This window comes from Pseudonocardia sp. P1 (assembly GCF_000178675.2).
In the GTDB taxonomy this organism is placed as follows: domain Bacteria; phylum Actinomycetota; class Actinomycetes; order Mycobacteriales; family Pseudonocardiaceae; genus Pseudonocardia.
Genome location: NZ_ADUJ02000001.1, coordinates 488,044 through 506,173, shown reverse-complemented (window position 1 = coordinate 506,173; position 18,130 = coordinate 488,044). Strand labels below are relative to the sequence as shown.

At 73.0% G+C, this 18,130-nt stretch carries 17 protein-coding genes; 5 read left to right on the top strand and 12 right to left on the bottom strand.

Going from position 1 to position 18,130, the window contains the following annotated elements:
- The 3 genes from PP1_RS01870 to larC all read left to right on the top strand — a co-directional run bounded on the left by PP1_RS01870 (window position 1) and on the right by larC (window position 3,695).
- The gene (locus tag PP1_RS01870; RefSeq protein ID WP_010244059.1) at window positions 1-1,002 is read left to right on the top strand and encodes a LacI family DNA-binding transcriptional regulator; all 1,002 of its coding nucleotides are present in this window, start codon (window positions 1-3) and stop codon (window positions 1,000-1,002) included.
- Between the two features lie 86 nt (window positions 1,003-1,088).
- A complete protein-coding gene (locus PP1_RS01865; protein ID WP_010244061.1) occupies window positions 1,089-2,477 on the top strand; it encodes a mannitol dehydrogenase family protein in 1,389 nt (462 codons plus the stop codon).
- 3 nt (window positions 2,478-2,480) lie between these two features.
- Window positions 2,481-3,695 carry a nickel pincer cofactor biosynthesis protein LarC gene (gene larC, locus PP1_RS01860; protein ID WP_010244063.1) on the top strand — a complete coding sequence of 405 codons (1,215 nt, stop codon included), beginning with the start codon at window positions 2,481-2,483 and terminating at the stop codon, window positions 3,693-3,695.
- Between the two features lie 7 nt (window positions 3,696-3,702).
- On the opposite strand, the gene larB is transcribed toward larC, so the two are convergent.
- Both larB and larE read right to left on the bottom strand, forming a co-directional pair.
- Complete coding sequence (gene larB, locus PP1_RS01855) at window positions 3,703-4,380, bottom strand: nickel pincer cofactor biosynthesis protein LarB (protein ID WP_010244065.1); 678 nt, start codon at window positions 4,378-4,380, stop codon at window positions 3,703-3,705.
- Window positions 4,377-5,243 (bottom strand): ATP-dependent sacrificial sulfur transferase LarE, encoded by an 867-nt coding sequence (larE, locus tag PP1_RS01850; protein WP_010244067.1) that lies wholly within the window; start codon window positions 5,241-5,243, stop codon window positions 4,377-4,379. The genes larB and larE overlap by 4 nt, the downstream gene beginning before the upstream one ends.
- A gap of 123 nt (window positions 5,244-5,366) precedes the next feature.
- Between larE and PP1_RS01845 the strand changes: the two genes are divergently transcribed.
- Complete coding sequence (locus PP1_RS01845) at window positions 5,367-6,374, top strand: LacI family DNA-binding transcriptional regulator (RefSeq protein ID WP_010244069.1); 1,008 nt, start codon at window positions 5,367-5,369, stop codon at window positions 6,372-6,374.
- Here the strand turns inward: PP1_RS01845 and PP1_RS01840 are convergent.
- Complete coding sequence (locus PP1_RS01840) at window positions 6,353-7,627, bottom strand: lactate racemase domain-containing protein (RefSeq protein WP_010244071.1); 1,275 nt, start codon at window positions 7,625-7,627, stop codon at window positions 6,353-6,355. The genes PP1_RS01845 and PP1_RS01840 overlap by 22 nt on opposite strands.
- Before the next feature lie 99 nt (window positions 7,628-7,726).
- Here PP1_RS01840 and uxaC point away from each other — a divergent pair, with 99 nt between their 5' ends.
- Window positions 7,727-9,139, top strand: a complete 1,413-nt coding sequence (gene uxaC / locus PP1_RS01835) for a glucuronate isomerase (RefSeq protein ID WP_010244073.1) — start codon at window positions 7,727-7,729, stop codon at window positions 9,137-9,139.
- Window positions 9,140-9,302: 163 nt separating this feature from the next.
- Here the strand turns inward: uxaC and PP1_RS01830 are convergent, their stop codons facing one another.
- The 9 genes from PP1_RS01830 to PP1_RS01790 all read right to left on the bottom strand — a co-directional run bounded on the left by PP1_RS01830 (window position 9,303) and on the right by PP1_RS01790 (window position 17,970).
- Entirely contained in the window at window positions 9,303-10,760 is a 1,458-nt protein-coding gene (locus PP1_RS01830; protein ID WP_010244075.1) for an amidase, read from the bottom strand.
- Window positions 10,757-11,005, bottom strand: a complete 249-nt coding sequence (locus PP1_RS01825) for a hypothetical protein (RefSeq protein WP_139316779.1) — start codon at window positions 11,003-11,005, stop codon at window positions 10,757-10,759. The genes PP1_RS01830 and PP1_RS01825 overlap by 4 nt, the downstream gene beginning before the upstream one ends.
- Window positions 11,005-11,253: an SH3-like domain-containing protein gene (locus PP1_RS01820; protein WP_139323879.1), complete on the bottom strand. Its 249-nt coding sequence runs from the start codon at window positions 11,251-11,253 to the stop codon at window positions 11,005-11,007. The genes PP1_RS01825 and PP1_RS01820 overlap by 1 nt, the downstream gene beginning before the upstream one ends.
- A gap of 184 nt (window positions 11,254-11,437) precedes the next feature.
- Window positions 11,438-12,055 carry a nitrile hydratase subunit alpha gene (nthA, locus tag PP1_RS01815; RefSeq protein ID WP_010244083.1) on the bottom strand — a complete coding sequence of 206 codons (618 nt, stop codon included), beginning with the start codon at window positions 12,053-12,055 and terminating at the stop codon, window positions 11,438-11,440.
- Between the two features lie 50 nt (window positions 12,056-12,105).
- Window positions 12,106-12,789 carry a nitrile hydratase subunit beta gene (gene nthB / locus PP1_RS01810; RefSeq protein ID WP_010244085.1) on the bottom strand — a complete coding sequence of 228 codons (684 nt, stop codon included), beginning with the start codon at window positions 12,787-12,789 and terminating at the stop codon, window positions 12,106-12,108.
- 68 nt (window positions 12,790-12,857) lie between these two features.
- On the bottom strand, window positions 12,858-14,330 hold the full coding sequence (locus tag PP1_RS01805; RefSeq protein WP_010244087.1) for an ABC transporter substrate-binding protein: 1,473 nt from the start codon (window positions 14,328-14,330) through the stop codon (window positions 12,858-12,860).
- 16 nt (window positions 14,331-14,346) lie between these two features.
- Window positions 14,347-14,706 (bottom strand): ArsR/SmtB family transcription factor, encoded by a 360-nt coding sequence (locus PP1_RS01800; RefSeq protein ID WP_010244089.1) that lies wholly within the window; start codon window positions 14,704-14,706, stop codon window positions 14,347-14,349.
- A gap of 73 nt (window positions 14,707-14,779) precedes the next feature.
- Entirely contained in the window at window positions 14,780-16,318 is a 1,539-nt protein-coding gene (locus tag PP1_RS01795; protein WP_060576638.1) for an amidase, read from the bottom strand.
- Between the two features lie 134 nt (window positions 16,319-16,452).
- Window positions 16,453-17,970, bottom strand: a complete 1,518-nt coding sequence (locus PP1_RS01790) for a S10 family peptidase (protein ID WP_010244093.1) — start codon at window positions 17,968-17,970, stop codon at window positions 16,453-16,455.
- Window positions 17,971-18,130: the final 160 nt, after the last annotated feature.

Genomic DNA, 18,130 nt, shown 5'->3' with positions numbered 1-18,130 from the left:
TTGGGGACGCGGCCCACGATCTACGACGTCGCCGCCGCCGCGGGCGTGGCGCCCTCGACGGTGTCGCGGGCACTCGCCCGGCCGGGCCAGGTCAGTACCCGCACCGCCGAGAAGGTGCGCAGGTCCGCCGAGGAACTGGGCTATCGCCGCCTCGCCGTCAACGCCCCTACGGACTCCGCGCCGACCGGTGTGCTGCTCCTGGTCACCTCCGACATCAGCAACCCGTTCGTGTTCGAGCTCGTGCACGGTGCCGAGGACGCCGCATTCGATGCCGGACTCGCCATCGCGGTCGCCGACTCCCACGAGTCGGGCCCGCAGGAACGGGCGCTCGTCGAGCGGGCACTGCCCCGGGTGGACGCCGTCGTGCTCGCCAGCTCGCGGCTGTCGGACTCGGCGATCCGGGTACTGGCCAAGCAGAAGCCGACGGTCGTCCTCAACCGTGCGGTCCGCGACGTCGCGAGCGTGTCCACCGACTACGGGCCCGCGGCGCGGGCGACGATCACCCACCTGCGGGAGCTCGGCCACGACGCCGCCGAGTACCTGGGAGGCCCGGCCGCGTCGTGGGCCGACGGCGCACGGTGGCGGGCGTTGCTGGAGGCGTCCCGCGCGGCCGGGGTGACCCTGCACCGCAGCGGGCCGGCGGCGCCGACGGTCGAGGGCGGCATCCGTTTCGCCGAGGGCTTGTCCGACCGGCCGCCGACGGCCGTGATCACCTTCAACGACCAGATGGCGGTCGGCGTCGGGCGCGGGCTGGCGGCGGCGTCGCTGTCGGTGCCGGCCGACGTCAGCGTGGTCGGCTTCGACGACACCGTGCTGGCCGGTCTGGTCCTGCCGAACCTCACCACCATCGCCACCCCGCTGCGCACGATCGGGCGGACCGCGGTCACCACCGCGCTGTCGTCGATCGACGGCACCGCCCCGGAGCCGCTGTCGGTCGAGATGCCCGCGCGGCTGGTGGTCCGGGAGTCGACGGGCCCGCGTCGCGCCCGCATGGCGGTGTGAGCAGCACGCCCCGGCAAGAGGTGGCAACCCGTTGCCCACGGGCCGCCGGGCGGGCGACGGTGGCCCCGGCGAGGACGGGAGCACAGGTGACCACCATTCAGACGCCGGGCCGCGGCCGGCCCGGCAGCCGCGCCGCGGCACCGATCGGGATCGTCCACGTCGGACTCGGGAACTTCTTCCGGGCCCACCTGGCCTGGTACACCGAGCACGCCCCCGACCGGGACCGGTGGGGCATCGCGGCCTTCAGCGGGCGCAGCGTGGAGCTCGCACGGGCCCTGCAGGCCCAGGACGGGCAGTACACCCTGCTCACCCGGCACCCCGACGGTCCGTCGTTCGAGACCGTCTCCAGCCTCTCGGCCTGCCTGTCCGGCGCCGAGCACGACGGTTTCCTCCGGCTGGTCGCGGACCCGCGGACCCGGGTGCTGTCGCTGACGGTCACCGAGGCCGGCTACCGGCGCGGCCCCGGCGGGGGGCTCGACCACTCCGACCCGCAGGTGGCCGCCGACCTGGCGGCGCTCGCCCGGTCGTGGACCGCGCCGGTGGGCAGTGTGCCCGCACGGCTCGTCGCGGGCCTCGCCGCCCGGCGCGACGCCGGCGCCGGCGCCTGCAGCGTGCTGTCCTGCGACAACGTCGACGGCAACGGGGAGATGGTCGCCCGCGTCGTGCACGACGCCGCGGCCGCGGTCGACCCCGGGCTCGCCGACTGGATCTCCGGCACCGTCGCGTTCCCGTCGGCCATGGTCGACCGGATCACCCCACGCACCGAGGAACGGGACCTCGACGAGGTGCACCGCGGCACCGGTGTCCGTGACCGGGCGCCGGTGAGCACCGAGCCCTTCAGCGAGTGGGTCCTCCACGACGACTTCCCCGGAGGCCGCCCACGCTGGGAGGACGCCGGCGCGGTCTTCGTGACCGATGTGACCGTCCACGAACGCCGCAAGCTCCTGATGCTCAACGGCGCCCACTCGCTGCTGGCCTACGCCGCACCGGCCCGCGGTCACGAGACGGTGGCCGAGGCGATCGCCGACCCGGTCGTGCGGGGGTGGGTCGAGGCCTGGTGGGACGTCGCCGGCCGGCACGTCCCGCTGCCCGGGGCCGAGCTCGCCTCCTACCGGGACGCCCTGGTGACCCGGTTCGCCAACACCGGCATCCGGCACCGGCTGTCCCAGATCGCCGCCGACGGGTCCCAGAAGCTGCCCGTGCGGGTGCTGCCGGTCCTGCGTGCCGAGCGCGCCGCCGGCCGGATCCCCGGGCCCGTGCTGCGGCCCCTCGCGGCCTGGCTGCTGACCCTGCGCCGTGGCACGGGCGCGGGCGACCCGATCGCCGGCACGCTCACCACCGCCGCCGCGGGCCCGATCCACGAGGCGGCACCGCGGGTGCTGGAGATCCTCGACCCCGGCCTCGCCCGCGACGAGGACCTGGTGGCGGCCGTCGTCGCCCACGTCGACGACCTCGCCGCATCGACGGGAGGCTGAGTCGTGCCCGTCGCGTGGATCGACGTGAGCTCCGGCGTCGCCGGGGACATGCTGCTCGGCGCACTGCTCGACGCCGGCGCCGACCTCGAGCGGGTACGCGGCCCGATCAGGTCGCTGATCCCGGGCGAGGTCACCGTCGACGTCGGCGAGGTGCGGCGCGGTGGGCTGCGGGCCACCCGGGTGGAGGTGCGCAGCACCGCCGACGACCACCCGCACCGGTCCTGGGCCGGCATCCGCGAGCTGCTCACCGGCAGCGACCTCCCATCGGACGTGCGGGAGCCGGCGCTGTCGGTGTTCTCGGTGCTGGCCCGGGCGGAGGCGCGGGTCCACGGGGTCCCGGTGGAGCAGGTCCACTTCCACGAGGTCGGGGCCTGGGACTCGATCGCCGACGTCGTCGGGACCTGCGCCGCCCTGGCGGACCTCGGGGTGTCGGCGGTGTCGGAGGTGACGGCGAGCCCGGTCGCGCTGGGCTCGGGCCGGGTACGCACCGCGCACGGTCTGCTGCCGGTACCGGTGCCCGCGGTGCTCGAGCTGAGCCGCGGCTGGCAGGTCGGCGGCGACGGCGACGGCGAGCTCGCCACACCGACCGGGATGGCGCTGCTGCGCGGGCTCGCCGGTGGCTGCGGCGCGATGCCGCGGATGACCGTCGGGCGCACCGGGTACGGCGCGGGGGCGCGGGACACCGACGGCCGGCCGAACGTCGTCCGCGTCGTCCTCGGCGAGCCCTGCCCGGCGACGCGCCCGGGCGGGCAGGACCTGCTCGTGCTGGAGACCAACGTCGACGACATGGACCCCCGGGTCTGGCCGGAGGTGCTGCGGTCGCTGCTCGAGCGCGGTGCCGCGGACGCCTGGCTCACCCCCGTGCTGATGAAGAAGGGCCGCCCGGCACACACGCTGCACGTCCTCACCGACCCCGGGCGGGCCGACGAGCTGCGGGCGTTCGTGCTGCGCGCCACCTCGACGCTGGGCGTCCGCCAGTGGCCCGTGGCCCGGCACGCGCTCGACCGGACCTGGGCGACGGTCACCGTCGAGTCGGCCCCGGTACGCATCAAGCTGGGCGTCGAGGACGGCCGGATCGTGCACACCGCACCCGAGTACGAGGACGTGGCGGCCCTGGCCGCGGCACGAGACCTGCCGCTGCGTCAGGTGCTCGAGGCCGCGGTGGCCGCCGCCGACGCGAGCGGGCTCCGGCCGGGCGGGCCCGTACCCGCCGGCTGACCGGCCCTCAGTGCGGGGCCGCGATCTGCGCGGCCAGGTGGCCCGCGCCGTAGCCGTTGTCGATGTTGACGACCGCGACACCCGGTGCGCACGCGTTGAGCATGGTCAGCAGCGCCGCCACCCCACCGAACGACGCCCCGTACCCGACCGAGGTCGGGACCGCCACGACCGGCGCCGACACCAGCCCGGCCACGACCGTGGGCAGCGCACCGTCCATCCCGGCCGCCACGACGATCGCGCGGGCCCCGCGCAGGGTGTCCTGATGGGCGAGCAGCCGGTGCAGGCCGGCCACGCCGACGTCGGCGACGAGCTCCACCCGACGGCCCAGGTGGGTCGCGGTGACGACCGCCTCGCGGGCCACGGGCAGGTCCGAGGTGCCGGCGGAGAGGACGACCACCCGTCCGCCGGCGGGCTCCGGCGGCTCCGCCGGCCAGGCCAGCATCCGGGCTTCCGGCTCGTGCCGGGCGTCGGGCGCGACGTCGAGGATCACCGCGGCGTGGTCGTCGCCGGCGCGGGTGAACAGCGTCGGCATGTCGCGGGCGACGATCTCGCGGGTGATCGCGCGGACCTGGTCGGTGGTCTTGCCCTCGCAGAACACGGCCTCGCCGTGGCCGCGGCGGGCCTCGCGGCCGACGTCGAGCCGGGCGAAGTCGCCGACCGGTGCGACGTGCTCGGGCCCGGTCACCGCGCGGACACCAGGGGAAGGGTGAAGGCGCCGGACTGCAGCCCGGCGAGGTCGACCGTGACGAACCGGAACCCGGCATCGCGCACGGCGGCGAGCACGTCGGTGCGACGCGGCCCCAGCGCGTCCGCGATCAGGTCCTCGGGCAGCTCGACCCGCGCCACCTCGCCGTGGTGGCGCACCCGCACGTCGTCGAACCCGAGCGCGCGCACCGCCCGCTCGGCGCGCTCGATCTGCGCCATCTTGTCCTCGGTGACCTGCTCGAAGTGCGGGATGCGCGACGCCAGGCAGGGTGCGGCGGGCTTGTCGGCGTTCGGCAGGCCCATCGCCCGTGCGATCCGGCGCACCGCCGGCTTGTCGAGCCCGGCGGACGCCAGTGGACGCAGGACGCCGTGCTCGGTCGCCGCGCGGGCACCCGGCCGGTCGGCACGCCGGGTGTCGTCGAGGTTCTCCCCGTAGGCGACGACGTCGAGGTCGTGCTCGGCGAGGACGGTCTCGTCGATGGTGGTGAACAACGTGTCCCGGCACGCGTAGCAGCGGTCCGGGCCGTTCGCCCGGTAGTCGGGTCGGTCGAGCTCGGCCGTCGCGACCTCGACGAGCTCGACGCCGGTCGCCGCGGCGACCCGGTGGGCGGTGGCCCGTTCGTCGGCGGCGAGGCTCGCCGAGACCCCGACGAGTGCACGGACTCGTTCCGGCCCGAGGGCGTCGGCGGCGAGGGCGAGCAGCGTGGACGAGTCGACACCGCCGGAGAGTGCGACCCCGACGCGGCCGGCGCCGCGCAGCTCGTCGCCCACGCGGCCTGCCGCCGCCCGGTCGGCGGCGCCGAGGCTGTCGCGCCACCCGTCGGTCACCCTGTCGTGGCTCATCCACCTGCTCCTCGCCCGGCGTCCGCGGCTACGGCTCACCGTCCATTGAGGCAGCCCGCGGGTGCCCGCGGCAACGCGTTGCCAGCAGTTGCCGCGGGTGCCCCGGGGCTAGACTCGCCCGCCGTGACCACGCGGCCCACCATCTACGACGTCGCACGCGCCGCGGGGGTCGCGCCGTCGACGGTGTCCCGGGCGCTCGGCCGTCCCGCGCGGGTCAGCGCGCACACCGCCGAGCTCGTCCGGCGGGTCGCGACGGAGCTCGGGTACAGCAGGCAGGCCCGGACGGCGTCGGCGGACCGGTCGTCGATGGTGGTCGCGCTGGTGATGTCGGACATCACCAACCCGCACAGCGCCGAGATCGTCCGCGGCGCGGAGCAGGAGGCCGCCGAGGGCGGATACACGATGCTGCTGTGCGACACCCGCGAGTCGGTGACCCGCGAGGCCGACGTGCTGCGCCGGGTCCTTCCGGTCGTCGACGGCGTGGTGCTGGCGAGCTCGCGCCTGACCGACGACGAGGTGGCCGCCGTCGCCGCGACCCGGCCGACCGTCGTGCTGAACCGCTCGGCGGTGTCGGTGCCGAGCATCGCACTCGACGACGCGCGGGCCGCGCTGCTGGTGGTCGAGCACCTGCACGGCCTGGGGCACCGCACGATCGCCTACGTCGGCGGCCCGCGGAACTCCCCGGTCGAGGCGGAGCGCCGTGCCGGGGTCGAGCAGGCGGCGGACGCGCTGGGCGTCGGCCTGGTCGGTCTCGCCGCGGCGGGCCCGACGCTCCGGGCGGGCGCCGGTCTCGCCGACGACGTCGCGGGTGCCGGGGTCAGCGCCGTCGTGGCCTACAACGACCTGCTCGCGATCGGCCTGCTGCAGGCGCTGCGCCGCAACGGGACCCGGGTCCCCGAGGACATCGGCGTCGTCGGGTTCGACAACATCCCGCTCGGTCGGCTGGTCAGCCCGCAGCTGACGTCGGTGGGCGCACCGCTCCAGGCGATGGGTGCCTCGGCGATGCGCAACCTGCTCCAGCAGCTGGCCTCGACCGGACGTGCGACGGTCCGCTCGGCCCGGCTACCGGTCCGGCTGGTGGTGCGCCAGTCGACCGGCCCCGCGCCCGCTCACGGCTCGCGCAGGCGGTAGAGCACCTCACCGGCCGGGTCCACGACGAGCGTGCCGGGATCGCGGCGCTCGCGCTCCAGGTCGATGCCGGCGGGATCGGCGTGCTGCAGGTTCACGCGCTCGACCGTCTCGCGCGGGATCCCGGTCGCCAGCGTGACCCGGACCCGCAGCCGCTCCCCCTCGACCGGGTCGTAGGTGCCCGCGCCGCGCAGGTGCGTCGAGTGGGCGAGCACCCCCCACCCGACGTGGCGGAAGCGTTCCCACTGGGCGGTGAAGTAGTCCCGGCAGTGGTAGCCGATCTCCTCGATCTCCGGGTGGCTCACCGACACCGTCGTGATCCCCGGCGCGTAGATCACGACCTCGCCGCCGTCGGCCACGACCGGTTCGAGCTTGTAGAAGCCCTTCGCGGCGGTCCAGATGTCGTCGTACTTCTCCGGCATCACCGACACGACCCGGCGCACCGGGCGGTCCAGGTACTGCACGTGGGTCCCGGCCGAGACGGCGGCGGCCGCGGCCCAGGCCTGCTCCGGCGGGCCGGACGCCACCGCGTGCAGGTCGACGGAGCCGGACCGCACCACCAGGCACAGCGCGTGCCGCTCCACCGGGATCATCGCGGCGGCCTCGTCGATCAGGGCACGGACCGGGGTGATCCCGAGGGTGCCGATGATCTCCGAGCTGGAGATCAGCGCGCCGAGCCAGTGCGACAGGTCGATGATCTCCGGGCCCGCGACGCCGGGGAAGAAGTACTTGTTGCCGCCGGAGAAGCCCACGACCTCGTGCGGGAACACCGGCCCCACGACGAGCGCGAGGTCGGCCTCGACGACGTGCCGGTTGATCCGGACGTCGACCTCCTGGTGCAGCCTGCCCTCGGAGAGCTCGTGGACGCGCTCGGCGGGGACGACACCCACCGACACCAGGGTGCCGGGGTCCCACCACTCGTGGTTGAGCACCGTCGTGCCCGGATAGGTCTGCGCGAGCGAGTCGCCGTCACAGCCCAGGTGGGACGCGAGGCCGTCGTCCGTCATCGGCTGGTGGGTCCCGAGCGCGATCAGCACGACCAGCCGCTCGGCGCGTCCGGCCAGCGACCGGTGGATGCGGTCGACCAGCAGCGGCAGCGGGCAGCTCCGCGTCCCGTCCGGGACGATCACGCACACCGACCGGCCGTCGACAGGGAGCCGTTCGAGCTGCTCGGCGACGAAGGCGCTCACCGCCTCGGGGGCGAGGACGGTGTCCGCGGATCCGATCATCGGCACCGCCGGGCTCACGCTGACCATGGCGCCACCGTCGCCGGATCCCGGCCCGGCCCACAACGGCGGGCGCAAGCGATGGCAACAGCTTGCCCGCCGCGCCGGCCCGCTCGGAGGGTGTGGGCCATGCCAGCCCTGCAGCTGCACCCGGACCGCCTGTTCCCGCCCGACCCGGCCGCCCGAGACGTCGCGCGGGAGCTGTACCGGTCCGTCCGGGACCTGCCGATCATCTCCCCGCACGGGCACGTCGACCCGCGGATCCTCGCCGAGGACACCCCGTTCCCGGACCCGACGTCGTTGTTGATCAGCCCGGACCACTACGTCACGCGGCTGCTGCACTCGTCCGGTGTCGGGCTCGACGAGCTCGGCGTCGCCGCCGGTTCCCCGCTCGACGAGGGCACCGCGCGCAAGGCCTGGCGGATCTTCTGCGAGCGGTGGCCGGTCTACCGCGGCACACCCGTGCAGTACTGGTTCGAGTCCGAGCTCCACGACATCTTCGGTGTACGGGAGCGGCCCGCCCAGGCGAACGCCGACGACCTCTTCGACCGGATCTCGGCCGCGCTGCGCACCCCGGAGTTCCGGCCGCGGGCGTTGTACCGCCGGTTCGGCATCGAGGTGCTGGCCACGACCGACGACCCGGCCGACGACCTGCACTGGCACCGCGTCCTGCGCGACGACCCGTCCTGGGACGGGCGGGTGGTCCCCACGTTCCGGCCCGACCGCTACCTCGAGGCCGGCGACGACGCGTGGCCCGAGGCCGTGGCGTCCCTCGGGGTGGCCGCGGACACCGACACCGGCGACTATGACGGTTTCCTCACCGCGCTGCGGCTGCGACGCCGGTACTTCGTCGACCACGGCGCCACCTCGGCCGACCACAGCCACGCCGACGTGGGCACCGAGCCGCTCGACGAGACCGTCGCCGCGGACATCTTCGCCCGAGCGCTGCGCCGCGAGGCCTCCACCGACGAGGCGACGGCGCTGCGCCGGCACCTGCTGTTCGAGATGGCCGCCATGTCCGCCGAGGACGGGCTGGTCATGACCCTGCACCCCGGCATCCTGCGGAACCACCACCGGCCCACCTACGAGCGGTTCGGCCCGGACCGCGGGCACGACATCCCGACCGGCATCGAGCTGACCGAGGCGCTGCGTCCGCTGCTGCAACGGTTCGGCACGAGCTCCGGGTTCCACCTCGTGGTCTTCACGACCGACGAGACCGTGTTCTCCCGGCAGCTGGCGCCGCTGGCCGGGTTCTACCCCTCCGTCTACGTCGGGGCGCCGTGGTGGTTCCTCGACGCCCCCGACGCGATCGGACGCTGGCGCTCCGCGGTCACCGAGACGGCCGGTTTCAGCCGGACCTCGGGCTTCATCGACGACACCCGCGCGTTCTGCTCGATCCCGGCGCGCCACGACATGTCCCGCCGCCTCGACGCCGCCCACCTCGCCGACCTCGTCGTGCGGCACCGCCTCGCCGAGGACGAGGCGGGCGACACGATCCGGGCTCTGGTGCAGGACAACCCGCGCGCCGTGTTCAAGCTGTGAGCAGACGCGGCGGGGCGAGCCGGGTGTACCGAACGGCTCCACGTACCGTCGCCGCGACCACCGAGTGCCTGCACCTGGCCCGCGAGAACGGCCAGGAGTTCGAAGTGGCGCACCTGGGATTCCGCCTCGCCGTCTACGGCCGCCTCGACGCCGAGCAGTGCAGCTACCGGGCTCGGTCCCGCCCGACCCGGGGGGCCGCAGTGTGGAACCCGGTGCCCGCCTGGAACCCGGCCGCGGCCCGCAGCAGTGTCGACTCCGCGAACGGACGGCCGATCAGCTGCATACCGATGGGCAGTCCCGCATCGTCGAAGCCGCAGGGCACGCTGATCGCCGGCAGACCGGTCAGCGACGGCAACCCGGTGAACTGCATGATCGCCGAGAGCATGTCCTCCGCTCGTCCCGGATCGATCTCGACGGTCACCTCCCCGAGCGGGGTCGCGGTGAAGGGCAGGGTCGGACACACCAGCAGGTCCACCCGCGACAGCGCGGCGAGGGTCTGCGAGCGCAGCAGCGTCCGGTAGCGCTGGGCCTGCAGGTACTGGGTGGCCGGCAGCATCTCCCCCGCCTCGAGCAGGAGCCGGACGTCGTCGCCGTAGTCGTCGGGGCGCTCGCGCAACCAGCGCTGGTGGTAGGTGCTGGGTTCGCACGCCTCGACGGTGAGCTGGGCGGAGATGTTGCCCTCGATGTCGGCGATCGAGACCTCGCTCGTGCGGGCGCCGCCGGCGACGAGGACGTCCAGTGCTGCGCGCAGCGCCTTGTCGACCGCGGGCTGGACGTGGTGCAGGGAGTAGCCCTCGATGATCCCGACCCGGAGCCCGTCGAGCCCGGCACCGAGATCGCGGGAGTAGTCCTCCCCCGCCCGGTCGGCCGAACCGGCATCGGCCGGGTCGTGACCGGCCAGCGCGGTGAACATGACCGCACAGTCCGCCGCGGTGCGGGCCATCGGACCGACGGTGTCCATGCTCCAGGCCAGTGGGATCACGCCTGCGTTGCTGACCCGCCCGATCGTCGGACGCAGCCCGGTGATGCCGTTGAGCGCCGCGGGCAGCCGGATCGATCCGCCGGTGTCGGTACCGAGCGCACCGAAGCAGGCTCGGGTCGCGACCGCGACGCCGGAGCCGCCGCTGGATCCACCCGGCATCCGGCCGGTGTCCCACGGGTTGGTGACGAACCCGTAGTGCGGGTTCGCCGAGGTCCCGCCCCACGCGAACTCGTGCATGTTGGTCTTGCCGACGATGATCGCTCCCGCCGACCGCAGTCGGCGGGTGACCGTCGCGTCCTCGGCCGGGCGGTGGTCGGCCAGGATGGCGCTGCCCGCGGTCGTGGGCTTGTCGCGGACGGAGACGTTGTCCTTGAGCGCGACCGGGACACCGTGCAGCGGTCCGATCCGGTGACCGGCGGAGATCATCGTCTCGCTCGCCCGGGCCACGGCCAGGGCGTCGTCGGAGTCGACGGAGATGAACGCGTTGGTCCCGGCGATCTGCTCGATCCGCCGCAGCGACCGCTCGACGAGCTCGACCGGGGACACCTCGCCGGCAGCGACCAGGTGGGCGACCTCGGTCAGCGTGCGGTCGAGGAGATCGTCACCCGGCGCCCGGTCGTCCGCCGCTCCGTCGTTCACTGCCCGCCCTCCTCGTCGTGGATCCCGGGACGGGTGAACACCACGGCGGGCATCAGCCCGTCGAGTTCGGCGGACTGCATCCGGGCACTCAGCGCGTTCGCACCGGGGATCCAGGCCGAGAGCAGCGCGGCCACCGGCGCGAGGCGGGAGGGCTCCAGCGGGAGCCCGGCCAGCGCTGCGATCGCGGCGACGTGATGAGCGTTCACGGCGCCCTCGTCGATGTCCTCGGAGAGGTCGTCGGCCATCACCGTGCCCCGGTGATCACGGCGACCGGTTCGCGGACGGCATGCTGGTGCATGTAGTTCGCCGGGAGCGCGAGGATCTCCTCGGTCCGCTGCTCGAGCTCCGTCTGCGAGACCCAGCCCTTGCTGCGCGCGAGGACCTCGAGTGCGGCCATCCACCGCTCGTAGTAGCTCCAGTGCTCCAGGTCGGGGCGCCCCGATTCGAACTCCTGGATGGCGGCGACGAGAGCCTGTCCTGGAACTCCGCCCACGGGAAGCCGAGCTCCTCGTGCAGGGCCACGGTCATGCTGAAGGCCCGGATCTCCCAGGCGTGGTCGAACGCGACATCACCCGAGCGGCGCGGGATCGCCTCGTTGAAGGGCAGGGCCTCGACCAGCGAGTCGACCCGCGGCTTGGTCTCCGGTGACGGCGTCCGGTTCAGTCGCTCCATCCCGATCACGCCGCGGCCGGGCCGGTGACGTCCGCGACCCCGATCAACGAGTCGCGGGTGACCAGCTCGGCGAGCCGGTCCTCGGACCACCCGTCGGTGCCGGCGGGGCGCCGGGGCAGCACCCAGTAGCGCAGCTCGGCGCTGGAGTCCCACACCTGCACCTCGACGCTCTCGGACAGGTCCAGGCCGAACTCGGCCATCACGCCGCGCGGATCACGGACCGCTCGGGCCCGGTAGGCCGGGTACTTGTACCAGTTCGGGGGGAGTCCCAGCACCGGCCACGGGTAGCACGAACACAGCGTGCAGACCACGAGGTGGTGGACGGTGCCCGTGTTCTCCAGGACCACCATCTCCTCGCCCTGCATGCCCGAGACACCCAACTCCTTGCACGCCTCGGTGGCGTCGGAGAGCAGGCGGGACCTGAACTCCGCGTCGACCCACGCCCGCGCGACGATCCTCGCCCCGAGCTGCGGGCCGACCTCGTTCTCGTAGACCGAGGACATGTAGTCGATCGCGTCCGAGCCGATGATTCCCTTCTCGACCAGGATCGCCTCCATGGCCTTGACGCGAGCGGCGATCCGGTCGTCCTCGGTGATCGTCGAGTGGTCGTGGTGCAGTGACATGATCGTCCTCTGATGTGCTCGGTGTCAGGGGGAGGAAGGGAGCGAGCGGTTCAGACCGCGGTGAGGTAGGGCTCCCACAGATCGATGTGGTTGACCGCGTTCGCCGCGCCCGGTTCGCCCGCGCCCCACAGCTCCTCGGAGCGGAATCGCACCGTGTAGAGGTGGTGGGGGTCCTCGCCCAGTCCCGCGGCGTTGCTGTCGGGATAGACGTAGGCGCCGTGGGTAGCGACGATCTCTCCGGTCCGTCCACGCACGTAGCCGGCACGGCGGGTGTGCATGGTCGAGACGTGGTCCAGCACGCGGACCCGGTCGCCCACGCCGAACGCGGGCCCGGAATCGGTCTCGCGACGGTAGTCGGCGCCGGTGGGGATCAGCTGCCGCAGCGCCTCGGTCAGGTCGGCCTTCGCCGCCTTCGGCGCGGCCTCCTCGGGGTGTTCCAGGTAGTGGCGGGTGCGACGTTCGAGATCCTCGGGATCGAAGATCCCCGCCTCGATGCCCCAGTGGATCATCGAGTGCATCCAGTGCTCGTAGTAGGTCGAGGCGAGATACTCCGCCGGCGGGATCTGCTCCATCCCGTACCGGAACTGGTCGAGATTGAACGCGCCCGCTCCGGCCATCGCCGGGAACATCACCAGCACCCGGCGCTCCCAGTCGGAGTGGAACACCGGCTCGTCGGGCTCCGGATCGATCGGCCCGAAACCCTGCCGGCCACCCAGATCGTGCACGCCGTCCATGTCGCAAGCACCTTCCGTCGCCCGGTGTGGTCGCCGACACTAACCACGGGCAGACATAATGTCGATATCTATCGACACATAGAGGTGTTACGAGTGGATGTCCCCGACCCGGCCTCCTCGAAGACACTCACCCCGTCCGCGCCGACCCGCGCGAGATGGAGCGCGGGCGCGAGCAGGTTGCGGGTACCGATCGCCCCGCCGTCGACGCCTTCGAGGTGTTCCACCAGCGCCCGGGCGGACAGCGGATCGCCGTCGTTCCCACGGCGCCGGGCCGCCTCGGCGTACTGCACGATCGCCTCGTAGGCCGTCTCCGAGATCGTCGAGACCGGCGGGGCCCACTGCCCGAACCGCTCCCGGTACCGCGCGAGGAGCCGGTCGTTGCCCTCGGCCGCGACGTCCTGGAAGTAGGCCATCGCCGTCCAGATGCCCTCGGCCGCCGAGGCGCCGATGTGCTCACGGGTCGGCTCGTCCATCACCAGCGACAGCGTGCGCGTGGTGTCGCGCAGGCCCGCCCGGGCGCACTGGCGTTCGAACTCGACCTCGTCGGCGCCGATCAGTGACGACATCACGACGTCGGCGCCCGAGCGCTGGATCTGCTCGATCACCGGCGAGAAGTCGGTGGTCCCCACCGAGGTGTAGGACTGGCCGACGAGGCGGCCGTTCACCCGCGGCACCGCGATGCGGGCCGCCCGGTGCGCACCGTAGGACCAGCTGTAGCGCTCTCCGACCAGAAACCAGTCGCGAGCCCCGGTCGTGGTCATCAGCCGGTCCGCGATCACCGCGATCTGGGCGTCAGGGCGCTCCCCCAGCTGCACCGCCGCTCCGCGCCGGCTGTTTCCCCGCTCGTTCATGACCGAGTGGACGACCAGGACGTCGCGGCCGACCGCGGCGTCGATCGCGGCGAAACTCTGGCTCGTCGTGCTCGCGAAGACGGCATGACACCCCGCGCGGCGGAGCCTGCCCGCCTCGATCGCCGCGATCTCGGGGTCGGTCTCGTCGTCGGCGACGACGAGGTCGAGCATCCGCCCGCGTACTCCCCCGCCCTCGTTGACCTCCTCGACCGCCAGCCGGGCCAGGTACTCGGTCGCCATCGAGTAGACCGCCGCCGGCCCCGACTTGCTCGTGACGAGACCCACCCGGAGCGTCTGCTCGCCCGCATCGGGAAAGGGCAGGATGATCCCGCGGTGCCGCACCAGCCATCCCACGCCGGACTCGGACACCTCGGCCCGGACCCGGACCCTGGTCACGCCCGGCGCCTGCGGCACGAAACTCAGCCGGATCCGTCCCGGCCACGGCTGGACGTGGTCGATCACGATCGCCCGGCCGGGACGCACCGCGGACATCGTGCCCAGCAGCTCCACCCGGCGCCGGTCCGGGTCGGCGTCGATCGGCAGGGTCATCCGGACCGGCGCACCCACGGCCACCGAGTCACAACGCGCGTCGAACAACCAGTTCGAGCCCTCGGCACTACCGAACAGGGAGAAGGCCTCGTGTGGCGGCAGATCGACGACCGACTCCGCGGTGAGCGTCGCAGTACTCACACGAGGCACCTGCCATCTAGGACACGTCGCGGCGAACGTCGGACGCGGGACGGGACCCGAAGTCTGCGACCTGCTCGTCCGCCTTGTCGAGTGCGACCCCGGCCTGCATCAACGACTGCAGGTAGAGGAACGCGTCACGCACCGCACCGTCGGGATTGAGCATGTAGTAGCGACGCCGGCCGTCGCGACGTTCGGACAGGATCCCCGAGGTACGCAGGATCCGCAGGTGGCTCGACACCGTCGTACGCCCGACGCCGTCGACGGCGTCGGCGATGTCGGACACCGTGAGCTCACCTCGCTCGCCGAGCACCGAGAGGATCTGCCGGCGCACCCGGTCCGAGAGGGCGTCGAAGGCGACATTCTCGTTGGCGCTCACGCGGAGACCCTACATCAGTCGACAGCTGTCGACATGTTCCGATTTTGGCCCGGGCGTCCACCCTTCCCGGGGGTCACCGGGTCGCCGAGGCCTCGCTCCTCGGCGCCGGGAACCCGCCGACCAGCTGCTCGTGGGCGTTCGCCACCCGCAGCACGGTCGCGTCGTCGAACCGCTTGCCGACCACCATCATCCCGACCGGCAGCCCCTCGACCAGGCCCGCCGGCACGCTGCACGCCGGATGCCCGGTCACGTCGAAGGGCGCGGTGTTGCCGATCATGGACAACGCGGTGTCGAGATAACCCGCGAGCGGGACGTCGGAGGGCGGGAGCTCGCGCGCCACGTACGGCAGGGTCGGCATCACGAGCACGTCGTAGGTCGACAGCGCGTCGTCGTAGGCCGCCCGGAGCTCGTACGACAGGTTGCGGGCCATCGCGTAGTAGCGACCGCCGCCGAGCTCGTAGGTGTAGCGCCCCGAGAGCCCAACCAGCTTGACCGTCTTCGACAGCTCGGAACCGCGCTCGAGGCGACCGCGTGCGTAGTGGGCGATCAGCTCGGGATCGTAGAGGCCGAAGGCCCCCATCCCGTAACCGTTGCCGTCGATCATCTGATAGGCCGCACCCTCGGTGGCGATCACGTTCCACACCGCCATGGCGTCGCGGTGCCACGGGATCGAGACCTCCTCGGCGGACAGCCCGGCCGCGGACAGGGCGTCGACCGCAGCGCGGACGGCGCCATCGACACCGGGCACCGAGACCGGGGTGCCGAAGCCCTCGGCCACCACTCCGATCCGCAGACCCGCCCCACCCTGCTCGAGCGCCGCGAGGTGGCCGGCCGGGGCGAGAACCGTCGGCTGACGCGAGTCATAGCCGTCGACGCCCGCCATGACGTCCAGCATGCGGGCCGCGTCGGCCACCGTGCGGGTCATCGGACCGAGGTGGTCGATGGTCTGCTCGATCGGGAAGGCGCCGGTGTAGGGCACCAGCCCGAAGGTCGGTTTGTGCCCGACGATCCCCGTGAACGACGCCGGGATCCGCACCGACCCGCCCTGGTCCCCACCGACGGCGAGGTCGACCTCGCCCGTCGCGACCAGCGCCGCGCTGCCACTCGACGACCCCCCGGCATTGCGCGCCGGATCCCACGGGTTGCGCACCGGCTCGGGCCACGAGGTGAAGCTCCCACCCGAGAAGCAGAGGTTCTCGCAGACCGACTTGCCCGACACGGTGGCTCCGGCGTCGAGCAGCCGCGTCACGACGGTGGCATCGCGGGCCGGCACGAACCCCTCCAGCGAGGAGGAGCCGTTGAGCATGGGCACGCCCGCGACCGCGACGTTGTCCTTGACCGCGACCGTGCGCCCGGCCAACGGTCCGCTCTCGGACCCGGTGATCGCCGTACGTACCGCCCACGCGTTGAGCGGGTTCTCCGGCGGGGCCCAGGTCTCACGCTGCGGAGGCGTCGGCGCGGTGCGCGCATACAGCTCCTCCACGCGCTCCGACGCCGCCAGCGTGGCGCCGACCGCCGGATGGAACTCGGCCACCCCGGACTCGTCCAGGCCGAACCGGAAGTGCTCGGCCAACGCGGCGAGGCGGGCATGATCAGGCACGGGGATGGTCACGAGCACTCCTCCGGGACGGCTGGTGCGACGAACCTAGGAACGCTCCGACAACATGTCAACGTATGTCGACATTAAGATGATGTTGCCGGGAGCCGTCGCCGGCCCCCATCGAGCGGATCCGGCGGGGGCGGACCTCAGGACGCGGCGGGCCGGTGCGACGCCGTCGACTCCGCGACGAAGTCCGCGATCGCCGAGGTGAAGTCCTGCCGGCTGCGGGTCCAGGCGTAGAACATGTGGCCACCGTCGAAGTGGCGCACCGTGAGACGCTCGGCCGTCGCCGGGTCCAGGCGCATCAGGTTGTGCAGCCGGTCGGCCGCGTAGTAGGGCGTCTGCAGGTCGTGGACTCCGTGCGTGATGAACGCACGCAGCCGAGGGTTCAACGCCATCCCGTAGCGGAAGTCGTCGGTCGCGCCCTGCAGGGGCTGCAGGTACAGGCTCGCGCCGTCGTCCTTCCACTTCTGCACCACGTCGGTGTTGAGCAGCAGGTACTCACGATCGGTCGCCAACCCGATCTCCGAGCGCAGCAGGTGGTTCACCGCGGTGGTGTAGACCGGTGCCGCCCCGGTCAGGGTGGGGTCGCCGCCGGTGAACACGTCCCGGTCCGGGAACGGGTCCGACGTGGTGACGGTCGCGTCGAACCGTCCCACCACACGTCCCTGCTCGCGCAGCAGTTCGCGCGCGAACTGGTGCACCCGGACCCGGCCCTCCGCGCGGGCCACGAACTCCGGCGGAAGCCCGAGCAGGTCCGCCAGGCGCCCGATGACACGTTCGCGCTCCCCCGCCTCGCCGGAGGCACCACGGGTGAGGAACACGGCGTAGTCGCCGGTCGCGAACTGCTCCGCCGCACGACGCACCTCGTCGGCCGAGACATCGGGACCGAACGCCCGGGAGCGCCCGTGGTGGTGGGCGGCCAGGGCCATGGTGGGCAGCACGTCCACCCACGGCAGCACCTCGTAGTCGCCACCGAAGACCCCGGCGCCGATGCCCGCGAACTCCAGCGCCGGGGAGATGAGCACGGCGCCGGCGAGGCCGATCCCGGCGCTCTCGCCGAGCATGCGGGTCAATCGCCCGGCGCGATAACCGCCGTAGCTCTCCCCCGCGACGAACACCGGCGAGCTCCATCGCCGGTTCTCGCTGAGCCAGCGCCTGATGAACTCGCACAATGACTGCAGGTCACGTTCGGTGCCGAAGTAGGCGTCCGCGTCCTGCTCCTGCTTCTCCGTGCCGTTCTTCTCGATCATCCGGCTGAACCCGGTGCCGACCGGGTCGATGAACACGAGGTCGGTGAACGCGAGCCACGACTCGTCGTTGTCCACCAGCCGCGGCGGTGAGGGCGGCATCGAACCGTCACCGGGGAAGTCGACCCGCCGCGGGCCGACCGCGCCGAGGTGCAGATATGCCGACGAGGCACCGGGGCCGCCGTTGAAGACGAAGGTGACGGGCCGGGGCTCGCCGGAGCCGGCGAGGTAGGCGACGGAGAACATCTCCGCGGTGGGCTTGTCGTCCTTGCGCAGCACCAGCCACTGCGCCGTCGCCCGGTACTCCATCCCGTTCCACGTGCCGGTGCTCGACGCACCCGCGGGCGGCTCGTGCGTCGTCCCCGTCCTCGTTGCTGCTGCGGGGGTGTCGTGGTCGACGTCGGCGCGGGTCATCCGGGGCTCCTCCAGCTGTGGGGTGGTTCGTCCCGACCATCACAGTCCGTGCCGTCGCGGCACGGTCAAGCCTCGTCACAGACCTGCCCCGGCCGTGTTCGGTCGTCGTTCACGCCGCGTTGCGCCGGCTCACCTACGGTCGGCTGACCACGGCCGAGGA

Bases quoted from the DNA above. Each gene is read 5' to 3' on its own strand.
- larE (WP_010244067.1), bottom strand. From the start codon at position 5,243: ATGAGCCACGACAGGGTGACCGACGGGTGGCGCGACAGCCTCGGCGCC.
- PP1_RS01840 (WP_010244071.1), bottom strand. From the start codon at position 7,627: ATGGTCAGCGTGAGCCCGGCGGTGCCGATGATCGGATCCGCGGACACC.
- uxaC (WP_010244073.1), top strand. From the start codon at position 7,727: ATGCCAGCCCTGCAGCTGCACCCGGACCGCCTGTTCCCGCCCGACCCG.
- PP1_RS01825 (WP_139316779.1), bottom strand. From the start codon at position 11,005: ATGGCCGACGACCTCTCCGAGGACATCGACGAGGGCGCCGTGAACGCT.
- nthA (WP_010244083.1), bottom strand. From the start codon at position 12,055: ATGTCACTGCACCACGACCACTCGACGATCACCGAGGACGACCGGATC.
- nthB (WP_010244085.1), bottom strand. From the start codon at position 12,789: ATGGACGGCGTGCACGATCTGGGTGGCCGGCAGGGTTTCGGGCCGATC.
- PP1_RS01790 (WP_010244093.1), bottom strand. From the start codon at position 17,970: ATGACCCGCGCCGACGTCGACCACGACACCCCCGCAGCAGCAACGAGG.